Origin of the sequence: Kocuria sp. CNJ-770, assembly GCF_001942375.1 — a bacterium.
Lineage (GTDB): Bacteria > Actinomycetota > Actinomycetes > Actinomycetales > Micrococcaceae > Kocuria > Kocuria oceani.
The window spans coordinates 1-16,702 of sequence record NZ_MKJW01000075.1 but is presented as its reverse complement, the minus strand read 5'-3'; the positions used below and the strand labels follow the sequence as shown (position 1 = coordinate 16,702).

At 73.2% G+C, this 16,702-nt stretch carries 14 protein-coding genes, 1 tRNA gene and 1 pseudogene; 7 read left to right on the top strand and 9 right to left on the bottom strand.

Translation table 11 applies throughout. The features are described from left to right. Window positions 1–23 precede the first annotated feature (23 nt). The 3 genes and pseudogenes from BJF77_RS03595 to BJF77_RS22475 all read left to right on the top strand — a co-directional run bounded on the left by BJF77_RS03595 (window position 24) and on the right by BJF77_RS22475 (window position 1,641). Window positions 24–96, top strand: a tRNA-Arg gene (locus tag BJF77_RS03595). 151 nt (window positions 97–247) lie between these two features. Then, a pseudogene (locus BJF77_RS03590) lies at window positions 248–1,395 on the top strand (APC family permease); the annotation flags it as partial. 27 nt (window positions 1,396–1,422) lie between these two features. Then, window positions 1,423–1,641: a hypothetical protein gene (locus BJF77_RS22475; RefSeq protein ID WP_369821353.1), complete on the top strand. Its 219-nt coding sequence runs from the start codon at window positions 1,423–1,425 to the stop codon at window positions 1,639–1,641. Window positions 1,642–1,650: 9 nt separating this feature from the next. On the opposite strand, the gene BJF77_RS03585 is transcribed toward BJF77_RS22475, so the two are convergent. The 4 genes from BJF77_RS03585 to BJF77_RS03570 all read right to left on the bottom strand — a co-directional run bounded on the left by BJF77_RS03585 (window position 1,651) and on the right by BJF77_RS03570 (window position 5,063). Further along, window positions 1,651–2,043 (bottom strand): hypothetical protein, encoded by a 393-nt coding sequence (locus tag BJF77_RS03585; RefSeq protein ID WP_053004779.1) that lies wholly within the window; start codon window positions 2,041–2,043, stop codon window positions 1,651–1,653. A 96-nt stretch (window positions 2,044–2,139) separates the two neighbouring features. After that, the gene (locus BJF77_RS03580) at window positions 2,140–2,967 is read right to left on the bottom strand and encodes an ABC transporter ATP-binding protein (RefSeq protein ID WP_047802504.1); all 828 of its coding nucleotides are present in this window, start codon (window positions 2,965–2,967) and stop codon (window positions 2,140–2,142) included. Window positions 2,968–2,970: 3 nt separating this feature from the next. Beyond that, window positions 2,971–3,909: an ABC transporter permease gene (locus tag BJF77_RS03575; RefSeq protein ID WP_047802503.1), complete on the bottom strand. Its 939-nt coding sequence runs from the start codon at window positions 3,907–3,909 to the stop codon at window positions 2,971–2,973. A gap of 146 nt (window positions 3,910–4,055) precedes the next feature. After that, window positions 4,056–5,063 carry an ABC transporter substrate-binding protein gene (locus BJF77_RS03570; protein ID WP_075871294.1) on the bottom strand — a complete coding sequence of 336 codons (1,008 nt, stop codon included), beginning with the start codon at window positions 5,061–5,063 and terminating at the stop codon, window positions 4,056–4,058. Window positions 5,064–5,237: 174 nt separating this feature from the next. On the opposite strand from BJF77_RS03570, the gene hrpA reads away from it, so the two are divergent. Continuing rightward, entirely contained in the window at window positions 5,238–9,311 is a 4,074-nt protein-coding gene (hrpA, locus tag BJF77_RS03565) for an ATP-dependent RNA helicase HrpA (protein WP_075871293.1), read from the top strand. A 43-nt stretch (window positions 9,312–9,354) separates the two neighbouring features. On the opposite strand, the gene BJF77_RS03560 is transcribed toward hrpA, so the two are convergent. Both BJF77_RS03560 and BJF77_RS03555 read right to left on the bottom strand, forming a co-directional pair. Then, entirely contained in the window at window positions 9,355–9,783 is a 429-nt protein-coding gene (locus BJF77_RS03560) for an HIT family protein (RefSeq protein ID WP_047802500.1), read from the bottom strand. Window positions 9,784–9,823: 40 nt separating this feature from the next. Then, window positions 9,824–10,561 carry an MBL fold metallo-hydrolase gene (locus tag BJF77_RS03555; protein ID WP_082157251.1) on the bottom strand — a complete coding sequence of 246 codons (738 nt, stop codon included), beginning with the start codon at window positions 10,559–10,561 and terminating at the stop codon, window positions 9,824–9,826. Between the two features lie 132 nt (window positions 10,562–10,693). On the opposite strand from BJF77_RS03555, the gene BJF77_RS03550 reads away from it, so the two are divergent. Next, window positions 10,694–11,119 carry a Fur family transcriptional regulator gene (locus BJF77_RS03550; protein ID WP_075871292.1) on the top strand — a complete coding sequence of 142 codons (426 nt, stop codon included), beginning with the start codon at window positions 10,694–10,696 and terminating at the stop codon, window positions 11,117–11,119. After that, window positions 11,112–12,068, top strand: a complete 957-nt coding sequence (locus BJF77_RS03545; protein ID WP_075871291.1) for a diacylglycerol kinase family protein — start codon at window positions 11,112–11,114, stop codon at window positions 12,066–12,068. Before BJF77_RS03550 ends, BJF77_RS03545 begins: the two co-directional genes overlap by 8 nt. Window positions 12,069–12,153: 85 nt before the next feature. Here BJF77_RS03545 and BJF77_RS03540 read toward each other — a convergent pair whose 3' ends face one another. From BJF77_RS03540 to BJF77_RS03530, 3 genes are all read right to left on the bottom strand, one after another. Continuing rightward, complete coding sequence (locus BJF77_RS03540; RefSeq protein ID WP_047802497.1) at window positions 12,154–13,236, bottom strand: hemolysin family protein; 1,083 nt, start codon at window positions 13,234–13,236, stop codon at window positions 12,154–12,156. Further along, a complete protein-coding gene (locus BJF77_RS03535; RefSeq protein ID WP_047802496.1) occupies window positions 13,233–14,579 on the bottom strand; it encodes a hemolysin family protein in 1,347 nt (448 codons plus the stop codon). The genes BJF77_RS03540 and BJF77_RS03535 overlap by 4 nt, the downstream gene beginning before the upstream one ends. A gap of 178 nt (window positions 14,580–14,757) precedes the next feature. Continuing rightward, window positions 14,758–16,215: a GuaB1 family IMP dehydrogenase-related protein gene (locus BJF77_RS03530; RefSeq protein ID WP_075871290.1), complete on the bottom strand. Its 1,458-nt coding sequence runs from the start codon at window positions 16,213–16,215 to the stop codon at window positions 14,758–14,760. A 270-nt stretch (window positions 16,216–16,485) separates the two neighbouring features. Here BJF77_RS03530 and BJF77_RS03525 point away from each other — a divergent pair. Then, a partial coding sequence (locus BJF77_RS03525; protein ID WP_139318427.1) for a hypothetical protein occupies window positions 16,486–16,702 on the top strand: 217 nt, incomplete at its 3' end.

Sequence of the window (16,702 nt, the reverse complement as noted above, 5' to 3'; positions counted from 1 at the left end):
GTTCATCGCTGAGGCGGTGAAAGGCCCGCGTAGCTCAGGGGATAGAGCGTCTGCCTCCGGAGCAGAAGGCCGTAGGTTCGAATCCTACCGCGGGCACCCCGTACGACACAGGGCCCCGGACCGAACGGTCCGGGGCCCTGTGTCGTCCCGCCTGTCGACCTCGCTGTCGCCCCTCTCTGTCGCCCCTCCGGCGTGCCCGCGCCCCGGCCGCACGCCCCCGCCCGGCGGGGCGCATAGAGTGCCCCCCATGACTCAACAGCACACTGTCGGTTCCGCCCTGAAGCGGGACATCACGGGACCGCTCCTGTTCCTGTTCATCCTCGGCGACGTCCTCGGCGCCGGCGTCTACGCCCTGGTGGGCACCATCGCGGGCCGGGTCGGGGGCGTGACCTGGGCGCCCATGCTGCTGGCCCTGGTGCTTGCGCTGCTGACCGCGGCCTCCTACGCCGAACTGGTCACCAAGTACCCGAGGGCGGGGGGCGCGGCGGTGTTCGCCGAGCGGGCCTTCGGCGTGCCCCTCGTCTCCTACCTCGTCGGGTTCTGCATGCTCGCGGCCGGCGTGGTCAGCGCGGCCGCCCTGGCCCTGGCCTTCAGCGGCGACTACCTCTCGGTCTTCCTCGACGTCCCGCCGACGGCCGGCGCCGCGGTCTTCCTGGTCCTGGTGGCCCTGCTGAACGCGCGCGGCATCAAGGAGTCCCTGCGGGCCAACGTCGTCATGACCGCGGTGGAGCTGACCGGCCTGCTGATCGTCGTCGTCGCCGCGGCCCTCCTGCTCGGCCGGGGCGAGGGCGACCCCGGTCGGGCGCTGAGCTTCGGGGAGGGCGTGGACCCGCTGCCCGCGGTCCTCGGCGGGGCGCTGCTGGCCTACTACTCCTTCGTGGGCTTCGAGACCTCCGCCAACGTCGCGGAGGAGCTCCGGGAGCCCTCGCGCACCTACCCCCGGGCGCTGTTCGGCGCGCTGACGGCGGCCGGGGTGATGTACGTGCTGGTGGGCACGGCGGCGTCCGTCGTGCTGCCGGCGGAGCGGCTCGCGGCCTCGAGCGCCCCGCTGCTCGACGTCGTCGCCGCCTCCGGCATCGCCGTCCCGGGCTGGCTGTTCAGCCTCATCGCGCTCGTCGCGGTGGCCAACGGTGCCCTGCTGACCATGATCATGGCCAGCCGGCTGCCTACGGCATGGGGGTGCAGGGGCTGCTCCCCGGGGCCTTCCGGCGGGTCCTGCCGCGGCGCGGCACCCCCTGGGCGGCGATCGCCGGGACCACGGCCGTGGCCGTCGTGCTCACCACCACCGGCGGGGTCGTGGTCCTGGCCGAGACCCTGGTGCTGCTGCTGCTGTTCGTCTTCCTCAGCTCCAACATCGCCGTGCTCGTGCTGCGGCGGGAGCCGGTGGCGCACGAGCACTTCCGCGCCTGGACGCCGCTGCCCGTGCTGGCCGTGCTGTCCTGCCTCGTCCTGCTGTCCCAGCAGAGCGCCGAGGTGTGGTGGCGCGGCGGGTTCCTGATCGGGGCCGGGGCCCTGCTCTACGCCGTCGCCCGGCTGACCGGCCGGCGCCCCGGGGCCCCGGGCCGCGAGGACGTCACCGCGGACGGGGTCTCCCCGGCGGCCGCGGAGGACGCCTCCGGCCGGGCGGGCCTGCGCGGCTGACACACGGGGTCAGGACCGGTCGTCCCGCGGCCCGTCCTCGGGATCGAGGCGCCGCGGCCGGCGGCGGAGCTCGTCGGGGTCGTACGGGCGCACGGGCGCGTCGCCGAACTGCTCGTCGAGCAGCAGGTCCTCCGGGTGGGGGCCCTCCCCCACCGACCGCCGCCAGTTGAAGCCGAGGATCGCCAGGGCCCCGCCGCCGAGCAGGGTCGCAGCACCCACCACGGTGACCACCACCCCGCGCGTGGTCAGCCCGGCCTCCTGCCCGGCCGAGACGCGGGCCAGGTCGTGGAGCGCCTCGGGCACCGTGAAGGTGGAGGCGAACAGCGCCACCACCCCCACGGCCAGCATCCACCCCCCGGTGCGTCGGCGGCGGGCGCGCTGCTGCTCGGTGGACTCGGGCACGGTCGGGGCCTCCTGGGCTGGTGGGGTCGCGCGGGGAACGGCGACGGGGCGGGCCGTGTCCGGCCCGCCCCGTCCGTGCCGGTCACGGACGTGCGGTCAGTGGCCGTCCTCGGTCTTGACGCTCTCGAACAGCGTAGCGTCGTCGAAGGCGCCCTGCTCCGCCCCCGGCTGGAGCCGGCGGAACTGCTCCAGCAGGCCCGGCACGGTCATGGTCTGCTTCTGGGCGGCGTCGAGCTCGAAGAGCACCCGCCCCTCGTGCATCATGATCAGCCGGTTGCCCAGGCGCAGCGCCTGCTCCATGTTGTGCGTGACCATCACCGTGGTCAGGCGCTGCTCGGCCACGATGTCCGCCGTGAGCCGGGACACGAGGTCCGCCCGCTGCGGGTCGAGGGCCGCGGTGTGCTCGTCGAGGAGCAGGATGCGCGGCTCGGAGAACGTGGCCATGAGCAGGGACAGGGCCTGTCGCTGACCGCCCGAGAGCAGGCCGACCTTCGCGCCCAGCCGGTTCTCCAGCCCGAGCTCGAGGCTGGCGAGCTTGTCCCGGAACAGCTGCCGGCGCGCGCCGGTGAGTCCCGGGACGAGTCCGCGCTGCTTTCCCCGCTGGAGGGCGATGGCCATGTTCTGCTCCACCGTCATCGTCGGCGAGGAGCCCTTCATGGGGTCCTGGAAGACCCGGGAGAGGTACCGGGCCCGCTTGTGCTCGGGCAGCCGGGTGACGTCGGTGTCGTCCACGCGCACGGTGCCGGTGTCCGGGATGAGGGTGCCGGAGATCGCGTTGAGGATCGTGGACTTCCCGGCGCCGTTGGAGCCGATCACGGTGAGGAAGTCGCCCTCCTGCAGGGTCAGCGAGACGCCGGCGAGGGCGCGGCGCTCGTTGACGGTCCCGGCGAAGAACGTCTTGTGGACGTTGTCGATGGTGAGCACGGCTCAGGCACCTGCCTTCGTGGTCGCGGGCGTGTCGGTCAGGTCGTCGACGAGCTGTGCCGCCTGGCTCGCCAGGTGCCGTTCCCGGCGGCGCCGGAAGAACTGCATCTGCGGGACCACCAGGGCGAGCACCACCAGGACCGCGGAGATCAGCTTCATGTCGGACGGGTTGAGCCCGGCCTGCAGTGCGACGGTGATCACCAGGCGGTAGACGATCGAGCCGAGGACCACCGCGAGGGTGGCGACGACCACGGTGCGCGAGCCGAACAGGCCCTGGCCCAGGATCACGGAGGCGAGCCCGACGACGATCAGGCCGATGCCCATGCCGATGTCGGCGAAGCCCTGGTACTGGGCCACGAGGGACCCGGCCAGGCCCACCAGCCCGTTGGACAGGCACAGGCCCAGCATCTTCTGGTGGTCCGTGTTCACCCCGAAGGAGCGGATCATCTCCGGGTTGTCGCCGGTGGCCTGCATGGCCAGGCCGGCGTCGGTGTAGAGGAACCAGTCGAGCAGCACCTTCACCACGGCCACGCCCAGCAGGAACAGGGCGATGCCGATCCACGTGCCCTGCACGCCCAGCTCGGCGAGGGGGGTGAAGATCGTGTCCTCGCGCAACAGGGACAGGTTGGCCCGCCCGTCCATCACGCGCAGGTTGATGGAGTACAGGGCGGTCATGGTGAGGATGCCCGCGAGCAGCCCGTTGATGTGGGCCTTGGTGTGGAGCAGGCCCGTGATCAGCCCGGCGAGCGCGCCGGTCACGAAGCCGGCGGCGGTGGCCAGCCAGGGGCTGCCGCCGCCGAGGATGATCATCGCCGTGGTGGCGGCGCCCGTGGTGAAGGACTGGTCGACCGTCAGGTCGGGGAAGTCGAGCACCCGGAACGTGAGGTAGACGCCCAGCGCCATGACCGCGTAGAGCAGTCCGAGTTCGATACCGGCTATCACTTCTGGTGGATCCGTTCTGATTGGTGGGACACGGGGCGCCGCCGCCGATCGGGCGGGGGCGCCCCGACTGTGGTGGGGTGGGCCCGGGCCGGCCGGCGCCCGGGGTCACCGGGCGCCGGGGACACGGTGCGGGCCCGTCCGGGGGCCTACTCGATGACCTGCGCGGCGGAGTCCTGCAGCTCCTGCGGGACCTCCACGCCCATCCGCTCGGCGGCCTGCATGTTGATGACCAGTTCGGTCTCCTCCTGGGACTCCACGGGCATGGTGGCCGGGTCGGCGCCCTCGGCGAGGATCCGCACGGCCATCTCACCGGTCTGGCGCCCGAGCTGCTCGTAGTCGATGCCCTTGGTGATGAGGGCGCCGCGCTCCACGGAGTCGCCCTCGCCCGCGATCAGCGGGATCTGCTTGGCCTCGGCGGCGGAGATGACCGCCTCCAGGCCGGAGACCACCTTGTTGTCGGTGGGCACGTAGATCGCGTCCGTGTCGAAGGACTCGGCGGCCTGGGCGACCTCGGAGGTGTTGGTCACGGCCTTCTCGACGACCTCCAGGCCCTCCTCGGCGGCGGCCTCCTTGGCCATCTCCACCTGGACCTGCGAGTTGGTCTCGCCCGAGCTGTAGATGATGCCCACGGACTTCGCGTCCGGGTCGAGCTGCTTGATCAGCGCGATCTGCTCGGCCACGGGGTTCATGTCCGTGGTGCCCGTGACGTTGCCCCCGGGGTTCTCCAGGGACTCCACGAGCCCCGCCTCGACCGGGTCGGTCACGGCGGTGAAGAGCACGGGCCGGTCGGTGACGGCCTGGGCCACGCCCTGGGCCGAGGGGGTCGCGATGGCCAGGACGAGGTCGGCGTCGGAGCCGGCGAGGTTCGAGGCGATGCTGGTGGAGGTGCCCTGGTCGCCCGAGGCGTTCTGGAGGTCGAGGGTGAGGTTCTCGCCCTCCGTGTAGCCGCCCTCCTCCAGCGCGGCGACGAAGCCCTCGCGGGCGGCGTCGAGGGAGGGGTGCTCCACGAACTGGCTGATCCCGACGGTGGCCTCCTCGACGGCCGTGCCCGACTCCCCGGAGCCGGCGGCGCCCGAGCTGTCGGAGCCGCCGCAGGCCGTGAGGAGGAGGGCGGAGGAGGCGAGGGCCGCCGTCAACGGGAACAGTCGCTGCATGGTGTGTCCTTTCTGGAACGGGTGATGTCAGGGATATTACCTGCCGTTCGGTCGAGAAATGAGAGGCAGCTCACAAATGATGACAGAACGGCTCCGCCGGCGGAGCGCCGGGCCCGGATCGTCCACCGCGCCCGGGCCCGGACCGGGGCCCGTCGCCGGTAGGATCGGGGGGTCATGCCAGCATCGCCCAGCCGCCCCCGCACCGTCGTCTACCCCGAGGACCTCCCGGTCTCCGCGCGCCGGGAGGACATCAAGCGCGCGATCTCCGAGCACCAGGTCGTCGTGATCGCCGGTGAGACCGGCTCCGGCAAGACCACGCAGATCCCGAAGATGTGCCTCGAGCTCGGCCTGGGCGAGCAGGGGCTGATCGGGCACACCCAGCCGCGGCGGATCGCCGCGCGCTCGGTGGCGGAGCGGATCGCCTCGGAGCTGGGCGAGAAGATCGGCGGGACCGTCGGCTACCAGGTGCGCTTCACCTCCGAGGTGGGCGCGGACTCCCGGATCAAGCTGATGACCGACGGCATCCTGCTCGCCGAGATCCAGCACGACCGGCTGCTGCGCCGGTACTCGACGATCATCATCGACGAGGCGCACGAGCGCTCGCTGAACATCGACTTCCTGCTGGGCTACCTGCGGCGGATCCTGCCCCGGCGCCCCGACCTCAAGGTCATCATCACCTCGGCCACGATCGACCCGGACCGCTTCGCCCGGCACTTCGCCCCGGAGCCCACCGGCGCGGCCGGACCGGACGCCGCCGCCGGGGAGCCCGAGCCGGCGCCGGTCATCGAGGTGTCCGGGCGCACCTACCCCGTGGAGATCCGCTGGCGCCCGCTCTCCGAGCCCCGGTCCGGGGACGGCGGGCCGGACGCCGAGGACGCCGGCGACGGCCTCGAGGACGAGGACCGCGACCCGATCGACGCGGTGTGCGACGCGGTCGAGGAGCTCTCGCACGAGCCGCCCGGGGACATCCTGATCTTCTTCGCCGGCGAGCGCGAGATCCGTGACGCCCAGGAGGCGCTGCAGGCCGCGCTGAAACGGATCCGGGGGATGGCCGACGCCGAGGTCCTCCCCCTGTTCGGCCGGCTGTCCATGGCCGAGCAGCACCGGGTGTTCGCCCCGTCCGGCCGGCGGCGGATCGTGCTGGCCACCAACGTGGCCGAGACGTCACTGACCGTCCCGGGCATCAAGTACGTCATCGACCCCGGCACCGCCCGCATCTCCCGGTACTCGGCGCGCACCAAGGTGCAGCGGCTGCCGATCGAGCGCATCTCCCAGGCCTCCGCGAACCAGCGGGCGGGCCGCTGCGGGCGCGTCTCGGACGGCATCTGCATCCGCCTCTACGCGGAGGAGGACTACCTCTCCCGCCCGGAGTTCACCGACCCCGAGATCCTGCGCACCAGCCTCGCGTCCGTGATCCTGCAGATGACCTCCGTGGGGGTCGTCAAGGAGCCCGGGGACATCGAGCGCTTCCCGTTCGTGGAGCCGCCGGAGTCGCGGGCCGTCAAGGACGGCGTGGCGCTGCTGCGGGAGCTCGGCGCCCTGAAGGAGGCCCGGGGCACCGCCCCGCGGGAGCGCCGGGACGACGACGCGGGCGGGCCGCTGACCCCGGTCGGACGCCAGCTGGCGCAGCTGCCGGTGGACCCCCGGCTGGGCCGGATGATCGTGGAGGCGGACCGGCGGGGCTGCGCCCGGGAGGTCATGGTGCTCGCGGCGGCGCTGACCGTCCAGGACCCCCGGGAGCGTCCCCTGGAGAAGCGGCAGCAGGCCGACGAGCTGCACAAGCGCTTCTTCGACGAGAACTCCGACTTCACCAGCTGGCTGCTGCTGTGGCGCTACGTCCAGGAGCAGCAGGAGGAGCTCTCCTCGACCCGGTTCCGGAAGCTGTGCCAGCGGGAGTTCCTGAACCTCCTGCGGATCCGCGAGTGGCAGGACCTCTACGCCCAGCTGCGCCAGATGGGTCAGCAGGTCGGCATCCGGGTCGGCAAGGGCCGGGAGGTGGACCCGTCCGGGAAGGAGCGGGAGATCCACGTCTCGCTGCTGGCCGGCCTGCTCAGCCACATCGGGCTCAAGGACGAGCGCAAGCGCGAGTACCAGGGCGCCCGCGGCTCCCGGTTCGCCGTCTTCCCCGGCTCCAACCTGTTCAAGAAGTCCCCGGACTGGATCATGTCCGCGGAACTGGTGGAGACCTCCCGGCTGTGGGCCCGCGTCAACGCGGCGATCGACCCCCTGTGGGCCGAGGAGCTGGCTCCCCACCTGGTCAAGCGCAGCGTCTCGGAGCCGCACTGGTCCCGCGCCCAGGGCTCCGTGATGGCCTACGAGAAGGTCACCCTCTACGGCGTCCCCGTGGTGGCCCAGCGCCGGATCAACTTCTGGCGGGTGGACCCTGACCTGGCACGGGAGCTGTTCATCCGCCACGCGCTCGTCGAGGGCGACTGGCAGACGCGGCACCGGTTCTGGGCGCGCAACCGCAAGCGCCTGGCGGAGGTCGAGGAGCTCGAGAACCGGCTGCGCCGCAAGGACCTGCGCGTCGAGGACGAGGCCCTGTTCGCGTTCTACGACGCCCGGATCCCGGCGTCGGTGGTCTCGGCCCGGCACTTCGACGCCTGGTGGAAGAAGGCCCGGCACCAGGACGAGCACCTGCTCGACCTCGACCCCGAGGACCTGATCGCCGAGGACGCCCGCGACTACGACGAGTCCCTGTACCCGCGGCAGTGGGTGCGCCGGACCGCCGACGGGGAGCTTGTGCTGGACCTCGTCTACGAGTTCGCCCCGGGCGCGGACCAGGCCGACGGGGTGACCGTGCGGGTGCCCGTGCTGTTCCTCAACCAGCTCGACCCCGCGCAGTTCGAGTGGCAGATCCCCGGCCTCCGCACGGAGCTGGTGACCGCGCTCATCAAGTCGCTGCCCAAGGCCGTGCGGCGCAACTTCGTGCCCGCCCCGGACGTCGCCCGCCAGGCCGTACGGATGCTCCAGGAGGACTTCGACCCCGCCGTCGACGCCCTGGAGCCGTCCCTGGAGCTGGTGCTGCGCCGGCTCAGGGGCCACGTGGTGCCCCCCGGGTCCTGGAACCGGGACGCGGTCCCGGCGCACCTGCGGATGCGCTTCGAGGTGCGGGACCGCCGCAACCGGGTGCTCGGCGAGGGCCAGGACCTGGAGCAGCTCAAGGCCGAGCTGCACGACGAGATCCGGGCGGCCCTGGCCGAGTCCCTCGGCGCGGTCCCCTCGGCCGACGGTGCCGGTGCCGCGCCGTCCGGGGCCTCCGGGCGCACGGACCGGCCCTCCCCCGCCCCGCGGCCTGCGGCCGGCCCGGCGGCGCCGTCGCTGGAGCGCACGGGCCTGACCGCGTGGCCGGAGCCCGACCTGCCGCGCAGCGTGGAGACGACCGTGGCGGGCCAGCGGATCACCGGCTGGCCGGCCCTCGTCCCCGAGCGGCCGCGGGGAGCCGCGGACCGGCAGCCGGGCCGGCGGACCCCGGGCCGGGACGCCACCGTGGCGGTGCGCATCCTGTCCTCGGCCGCGGAGCAGCGGGCCGCCCAGCGGCGCGGGGTGATCACCCTGCTGCTGCTGCGCGTCCCCTCCCCCGAGCGGTACGTGCTCGAGCACCTCAACAACAGGGAGAAGCTCGTCTTCACGCAGAACCCGCACGGGTCCGTGACCGAGCTCATCGCCGACTGCACGGTCGCGGCGATCGACAAGCTCACCCCGTCCGAGCCGCCGTTCACGCGCGCGGCGTACGACACCCTGCACGAGCAGGTGCGGGCCGAGCTCATCGACACGGTCTTCGAGGTCACCGCGCTGGTGGAGCAGGTGCTCTCCGGTGCCGCGCGGATCCGCAGGCAGCTGAAGCGGGCGCCCTCCCTCGCCGCGGTGAACTCGCTCAACGACGTCAAGGCCCAGCTCGAGCACCTGGTGCACCCCGGGTTCGTGGCCGCCACCGGCTACGACCAGCTCCAGCACCTGCCCCGCTACGTGCGGGCCATGGAGGTGCGGCTGGAGAAGCTCGCGGGGCACCTGCAGCGGGACACGGTGAACATGCTCGCGGTGCAGAAGCTCGAGGACGACTACGACGCCGCGCTGGACACCCTGCCGCCCTCGGCGCCGGTGCCCGACGAGCTGCGCCGGGTGGCCTGGATGATCGAGGAGCTGCGGGTCTCCCTGTTCGCCCAGGAGCTGGGCACCGCCCACACGGTGTCGGAGAAGCGGATCCGCAAGGCGCTCAAGGACGCGCTGGAGGCCGCCCGGGCCTGACCCGCACGGGCCCGCGCGCCGGGGTCCGCCCCGGCGGGCCGGGTCAGGGCTGCGGGACCGAGCTGCCGTGCCCGGCGTCGGCCAGGGCCGCCCGGATCCGCCTGGCGGCCTCGTCCATCGCGGCCGCGTCCGGGTGCCGGTCCGCGTTGGCGAACTGGAACTGCTCGACGGAGTTCGCGGGCCACACGTGCACGTGGGTGTGCGGGACCTCGAAGCCCTGGATCATCTGGCCGACCCGCGCGGGCCGCCACACGGCGTCGAGGGCCCGGCCGATCCTCCAGGAGACCACCATCAGGTGGGCGGCCAGGTCCTCGGGCAGGTCGATCCAGTGGTCGTACTCCTCGCGCGGGACCACCAGCGTGTGCCCCGGCCCGAGCGGTTCGATGGACAGGAACGCCACGCAGCGCTCGTCCTGCCACACGAAGCGGCCGGGGATCTCCCCCTCGATGATCTTGGTGAACACGGTGCTCACAGGTGCTCCTTCGCTCCTCGTGCGGACGGGGTGTCCGCGGTCAGGTCCGTGGGGTGGCGGCCGCGGCGCCGCCGTCCGCGCGTTCGGCGCGCCGGCCCGGCACGGGGCGGGGCGGCTGCAGCCGCACGCGCTCCCCGGTGTCCAGGTGGCGGTACTCGGCCCCGTACTTGGCGGCGAACGCCGTCAGCTGACCCTCGATGATGCCGAAGCCGTTGGCCGAGAGCAGTCCGTCGTGGATTTGGAAGACCTGGCGCGGGCGCACGGCCACGACGAAGTCGACGACCTCCGAGAGCTTGTTCCACGGCGCGTGGATCGGGGCGAGCAGCACCGGGACCTCCACCCCGTGCGGCACCACGAAGGAGTCGCCGGGGTGGTAGACGGTGTCGTTGACCAGGTACCCCACGTTGTCGACGGTGTGGATCAGCGGATGGATCAGGGCGTGCTGACCGCCGAAGGTCCGGACCGTGAAGCCGTCCAGCTCCAGCACCGTCTCCGGCGCCGCGTCGTGCACGGAGGCCTCCTCCCCGAGCGCCTCCCGCAGCCCGGCGGCCACGGGCGCCGGGGCGTGCACCTGGATCTCCGGGTGCGCCCGCAGGTGCTCCTGCACGGGCTCGGCGTCCAGGTGGTCCGGGTGCACGTGGGTCACGAGCAGCACGTCCGCCCCGTCGAGGGCCCGCGCCAGCTCCTCCGGCCCGGAGAAGTTGCCCGGGTCGATGACCAGGACCCGGCCCTCGTTCTCGAGCCGGACGCACGAGTGGGTGTACTTGATCAGCTCCATGGGCCCAGCCTAGCCCGGCCCCGGGAGCGGGCCGGCACCGGCCTTGTTAAGCTGGTGGCTCGCCCGGACGCGTCCGGGCGCCGGCGCCCGGGCCGGGCCGCCCGGCGGAGCAGACCGACGAGAGGACGAGGCGTGAGCGTGCGAACCAGCGGGGGCGGTGAGGTCCGCAACACCCGGCAGCGCCGTGCCGTCAGCCAGGCCCTGGCCTCCCTCGAGGACTTCATCTCCACCCAGGACCTGCACGCCCTGCTGCGCGAGCGCGGTGAGTCCGTCTCCCTGGCCACCACCTACCGGATCCTGCAGTCGATGTCCGAGCTCGGTGAGCTGGACGTCCTGCGCGGCGGCGACGGCGAGGCGATCTACCGCCGCTGCGCGGCGGAGCACCACCACCACCACCTGGTCTGCCGCCGCTGCGGCGCCGCCGTGGAGCTGGAAGCCCCCACGGTGGAGGAGTGGGCCGGGCGCACCGCCGCCGCCCACGGCTTCACCGAGGTGGACCACACCGTCGAGATCACCGGCCTGTGCGCCGCCTGCAGCGCGCGGCGCGCCGATGGCTGAGCCCGCGCTCCCCCGCGGCACCTTCGTCCTCGCCGTCAACCCCCGCGCCGGCCGCGGCCGTGCCCTCGCGGAGGCGCACCTGGCCGCGGACCTGCTCCGCACCGGCGGCGACGACGCCGTGGTGCTCTCGGCGGGGGACCTCGGCACCCTGATGACGCTGGTCCGCGACCGGCTCCGCGCCGCCGCCCTCTCCACCCGCGCCCTGGTGGTCGTGGGCGGGGACGGGATGGTGCAGGCCGGCTTGGAGGTGCTCGTGGAGCTCGCCGAGCAGGGCATCGAGATCCCGTTGGGCGTGGTGCCCTGCGGCACCGGCAACGACCTGGCCCGGCACTTCGCCGTTCCCCTGCGGGACCCGGTGGGCGCGGCCGGACGGATCCTGCGCCGGCTCGACGACCCGGTCCCGCGCCGGCTCGACGTCGGCCGCGTCCGCTTCCCGGACGGGCGCACCCGCTGCTTCGGGACCGCCCTGTGCGCCGGCTTCGACGCCGTGGTCAACGAGCGCGCCAACCGCTGGCCGCGCCTGACCGGGCCCGGCAGGTACCTGCTGGCCGTCCTCGTGGAGATCGTGCGGCTGCGCACCATCGCCTACCGGCTGGAGGTCGAGGATGCCGCGGGACGGCGCCGCACGGAGGACCGGACGGGGGTGCTGCTGAACGTGGCCAACACCTCCTCGATCGGCGGCGGGCTGCCCGTCGTGCCCGGCGCCCGGGAGGACGACGGGCTGCTGGAGCTGTTCACCGTGGCGCCCCTGGGCCGGGCGAGGTTCCTGGTCCTGTTCCCGCGGCTGTTCTCGGGCCGCCACGTCGCCCTGCCCAGCGTGCGCACCGAGCGGGTGCGCTCGGTGCGCGTGACGGCGCCGGGGATCACCGCCTACGCCGACGGGGAGCGCCTCGGCCCGCTGCCCGTGCGGGTGGACGTGCTCCCCGCGGCGGTGCGGATCCTGGCCTGAGCCCTCCGGCGCGCGGCGGCCCAGCCCGGCGGTGCAGCCCCGTAGGACAGCCCGGCGGTGCAGCCCTGCAGGACAGCCCCGCAGGTCAGCCCGGCGGCTCCGAGGAGTCGACCCGGTCCCCGCGGCGCTGGCGGCGGTCCTGCGTGGTGTCGCGGATCTCGCCCACGAGCTCCTCGATGACGTCCTCGAGGAACAGCACGCCCAGCGTCCGCCCGCCCGCGTCGACCACGCGGGCCAGGTGCGAGCCCGTGCGCTGCATCGCGGCGAGGGCGTCGTCGATCTCGATCTCGGGGCGCAGGTTGGCCAGGGACCGGACCCGGGTCACCGGCACGGGCTCGTTGTACCGGCTGCCCGGGATGGAGAGCACGTCCTTGATGTGCAGGTAGCCGTTGAGCACGCCGTCGTCCTCGGTCAGGGCGAAGCGCGAGAAGCCGGTGCGGGCCACCGCCTTCTCGACCTCCGCCGGGGACACGTCCTCGGGCAGGGTGACGAGCTCGCGCAGCGGGACCATGACGTCGGCGGTGCGCTTCGTGGAGAACTCCAGGGCCCCGGAGAGCAGGCCGGTCTGGTCGGCCACGGTGCCCTCCTTCGTGGACTCCGCGACGATGGACTGCAGCTCGTCGAGGGTGAAGGTCGAGGACACCTCGTCCTTCGGCTCGATGCCCATGAGCTTCAGGACGTGGTTGGCCGACCAGTTCAGCGTCGCGATGACGGGCTTGACCACCCGCGAGACGAACACCAGCGGCGGGGCCAGCAGCAGCACCGCGCGGTCGGCGGCCGAGACGGACATGTTCTTGGGCACCATCTCGCCGAAGACCACGTGCAGGAAGGTGACCACGACCAGTGCCGTGAGGAACCCGCTGACGTCGGCCACCTCGACGGGCACGCCCAGGTGCTCCAGCGGCCCGGAGACGATGTGGTGCAGGGCGGGCTCGGAGATGTTGAGGATCAGCAGCGAGCACACCGTGATGCCCAGCTGGCAGCAGGCCAGCATGAGGGAGACCCGCTCCATCGCGTACAGCGCGGTGCGCGCACGCTTGTTCCCGGCCTCGGCGAGCGGCTCGATCTGGCTGCGCCGCGCGGACATGACGGCGAACTCGCCGCCCACGAAGAAGGCGTTGCCGGCCAGGAGGACCACCAGCCACGCCAGGCCTGCCCAGTCGCTCATCGTGCCTCCTCCCCGGCCGCGGCGGCTCCCGCGTCCTGCTGGCCGTCCGCGGACGGGACGAAGCGGATGCGGTCCACGCGCCGGCCGTCCATCCGGGCGACCTCCAGCGTCCCGCCCTGGACGGGCACGGCGTCCCCGGGCCTCGGGATCTGCCCGAGCCGGTCCATCATGAACCCGCCCATGGTCTCGTAGGCGGGGCCGTCCTCGATGTCGAGCTCGGTGATCTGCTCGGAGACCTCGTCGGGGCGCATCAGACCGGGGAAGTACCACTCGCCGGTGGCCGACTGCAGGGCCCCGAGGGTGAGCCGGTCGTGCTCGTCCGAGACCTCCCCGACGACCTCCTCCACGAGGTCCTCGAGGGTGACGACGCCGGCGGTGCCGCCCCACTCGTCGACGACCACGGCCATCTGCAGCCCGCCGGAGCGCAGCTGCACGAGCAGCGAGTCCAGGTGCACGGTCTCGGGCACCCGCAGGACCTCCTCCATGATCGCCCCGCACTCCAGGGCGGTCCGGCGCTCCGACGGCACGGCCACGGCCTTCTTGATGTGCACCACGCCGCGGACGTCGTCCGGGGAGTCGTCCATGACGGGGAAGCGGGAGTGCCCGGTGCGGGAGGCCAGCGCCACGACGTCCGCCACGGACTCGTGGGAGTCGAGCATCTGCACGCGGATGCGCGGCGTCATCACGTCCGCGGCGGTGCGCTCGGCGAAGGTCAGCGTCTTGGCCACGAAGGTGGCGGTGCCGACGTCGAGCGTGCCCATCTTCGCGGAGCGGCGCACCATCGAGGACAGCTCCTCGGGCGAGCGCGCCCCGGAGAGCTCCTCCTTGGCCTCCATGCCGAACAGGTGCAGGACCCGGTTGGCGACGCCGTTGAGCGCGAGCACGAAGGGCTTGAACACCGCGGTGAACAGCAGCTGCGGGCGGGCGACGACCCGGCCCACCCGGAAGGCCTCCGCGATGGCCCAGTTCTTCGGGACCAGCTCCCCCAGCAGCATCGACAGCAGCGTGGAGATGAGCATGGACAGGGCCAGCGTGACCCCGCCGGCGGCGGTCACGGACAGGCCGGTCAGCTCGACGATCGGCTCGCGCAGGAAGGACTGCAGCGCCAGGTCCAGGGTGTACCCGGTGAGCAGGGTGGTGAGGGTGATGCCCAGCTGGCAGCTGGAGAGCTGCGTGGACAGTGACTTGAGACACTTCAGCAGGGGCTCGGCCGCCCGGTCGCCCTCGGCGATCGCGCGGCGGACCGTGGTCTGGTCCAGGGCCACGAGGGAGAACTCCACGGCCACGAAGAAGCCCGTGCCCAGGATCAGGAGCAGGCCCGCGGCCAGCAGCAACCACTCCATCAGGCGCTGCCTCCCCGGGGGGACCGCCGGCCCGGGGCCGGGCGGTCGGAGGCTGGTGGGGGGTCGGTGGGTGAGCCGGCTCGGGGGCCGCGGCGGGGGCCGCCGCGGCCGGGCCGGCAACTACTGAAGGAGTCCATGAGGTCTCCAGGGTACCGGAGCGGGACCCGCCGGCGCGTGCTCAGGACCAGCTGACCGGGCGCGCCCTGCCCTCCTCGTAGCCGGAGGCGGACTGGATGCCGACCACCGCGCGCGCCGCGAACTGCTCGAGGCTGGTGGCCCCCGCGTAGGTCATGGAGCTACGCACGCCCGCGGTGATCTGGTCCACGAGGTCCTCCACGCCGGGGCGCTCGGGGTCCAGGTACATCTTGGAGCTGGAGATGCCCTCCTCGAACAGGCCCTTGCGGGCCCGGGCGAAGGCGCCCTCGCCCCGGGTGCGCTCGCGCACGGCGCGGGTGGACGCCATCCCGAAGCTCTCCTTGTACGCGCGCCCGTCGGCGTCGACGTTGAGCTCGCCCGGTCCCTCGTGCGTGCCGGCGAACCAGGAGCCGACCATGACCTGGCTGGCGCCGGCCGCGAGCGCGAGGGCGACGTCGCGGGGGTGCTTCACCCCGCCGTCGGCCCACACGTGCCGGCCCAGGCCGGCGGCCGCGTCGGCGCACTCGAGCACCGCGGAGAACTGGGGCCGGCCCACGGCCGTCATCATCCGGGTGGTGCACATCGCCCCGGGGCCGACGCCGACCTTCACGATGTCCGCCCCGGCGTCCACGAGGTCCTGCACGCCGTCGGCGGTGACCACGTTGCCCGCCACGACCGGCACGTCCGGCGCCGCCGCGCGGACCTGGCCGAGGGCCTCGATCATCTTGCGCTGGTGGCCGTGGGCGGTGTCCACCACCAGCACGTCCACCCCGGCGTCCAGCAGCGCCCGCGCCTTGCCCCGGACGTCGCCGTTGATGCCCACCGCCGCGCCGACCCGGAGCCGGCCGGCGCCGTCGAGGGCGGGGGTGTAGATCGTCGAGCGGACGGTGCCCTTGCGGGTCAGCACGCCCACCACGGTGTCGCCGTCGAGCACCGGGGCCACGTGCGCCCGCGTCTGGGTGAGGCGGTCGTAGGCGGCGGCCAGGACGTCCTCGCCGGAGCGCGCGGAGACCTCCGCGAGCGAGAACACCGGCGCGTCGGTGCGCATGATCGAGCCGAGCTGGGTGAAGCGGTCCACCTCCGTGCAGTCCGCGGCGAGCACCACCCCGCGATAGGCACGGTCCGGGCCGCACACCACCACGGCGCCGTGGGGGCGCTTGTGCATGATGCCGAGGGCGTCGTGGACCGTGTCCTCCGCGCCCAGCACCACGGGCGTCTCGAAGCGCGGGGAGCGGTTCTTCACCCAGGAGGTCACCTCGGCGATGACGTCGAGCGGGATGTCCTGCGGGAGGATGCCCAGACCGCCCCGCCGGGCCAGCGTCTCGACCATGCGGCGGCCGGTGACCGCCGTCATGTTCGCCGCGACCAGGGGGATCGTGGCGCCCGTGCCGTCGCGGGGCGTCAGGTCGACGTCGAAGCGGGAGGTGACCCGGGAGCTGGCGGGGACCAGGAAGACGTCGTTGTAGGTCAGGTCGGACGTGGGGGTGTTGAGGAAGCGCACGCGGACCAGTCTAGCGGGGGGCCCGCGACACGCGCCGCGGCACGGGAGGCGCGGACTAGCCATGCCGCCGCGCAGATCACTAGACTCGCCGGAGGTACGGCCGCGCCCGGTTCACGACCGTCCGGCAGGTCCGGAGGACGCCGTCGGCTGTCGCGGGAGACGGCCGGCGACGAACACCGGCGGCGGGACCGGATGCTGCTGGGACCGACAACGCGGGGACCGGAGAGCCGGTCCTGCGCGCGATCAACCTATGGAAGAGGCGTATTCCCCGTGCCACATCAGCCACAGCACCCCATCCCTGAAGAATTCGCAGGTAACGAGTGGCTCGTCGACGAACTGTTCGAGAAGTACCGGTCGGACAAGAACTCGGTGGACGAGAAGTGGTGGCCCATCTTCGAGGCGATGAGCGCTGACAACGGCACTGCGACGGAGCAGCCGGGCGCCCAGTCCTCCACCGAGCGGACCCCCGCCGCGCCCGCCACCAGCG

What these genes read in the sequence shown, in the direction of transcription:
- hrpA (WP_075871293.1), top strand. Translation starts at nt 5,238, where the DNA reads ATGCCAGCATCGCCCAGCCGCCCCCGCACCGTCGTCTACCCCGAGGAC.
- BJF77_RS03540 (WP_047802497.1), bottom strand. Translation starts at nt 13,236, where the DNA reads ATGAGCGACTGGGCAGGCCTGGCGTGGCTGGTGGTCCTCCTGGCCGGC.
- BJF77_RS03535 (WP_047802496.1), bottom strand. Translation starts at nt 14,579, where the DNA reads ATGGAGTGGTTGCTGCTGGCCGCGGGCCTGCTCCTGATCCTGGGCACG.
- BJF77_RS03555 (WP_082157251.1), bottom strand. Translation starts at nt 10,561, where the DNA reads ATGGAGCTGATCAAGTACACCCACTCGTGCGTCCGGCTCGAGAACGAG.
- BJF77_RS03570 (WP_075871294.1), bottom strand. Translation starts at nt 5,063, where the DNA reads ATGCAGCGACTGTTCCCGTTGACGGCGGCCCTCGCCTCCTCCGCCCTC.
- BJF77_RS03545 (WP_075871291.1), top strand. Translation starts at nt 11,112, where the DNA reads ATGGCTGAGCCCGCGCTCCCCCGCGGCACCTTCGTCCTCGCCGTCAAC.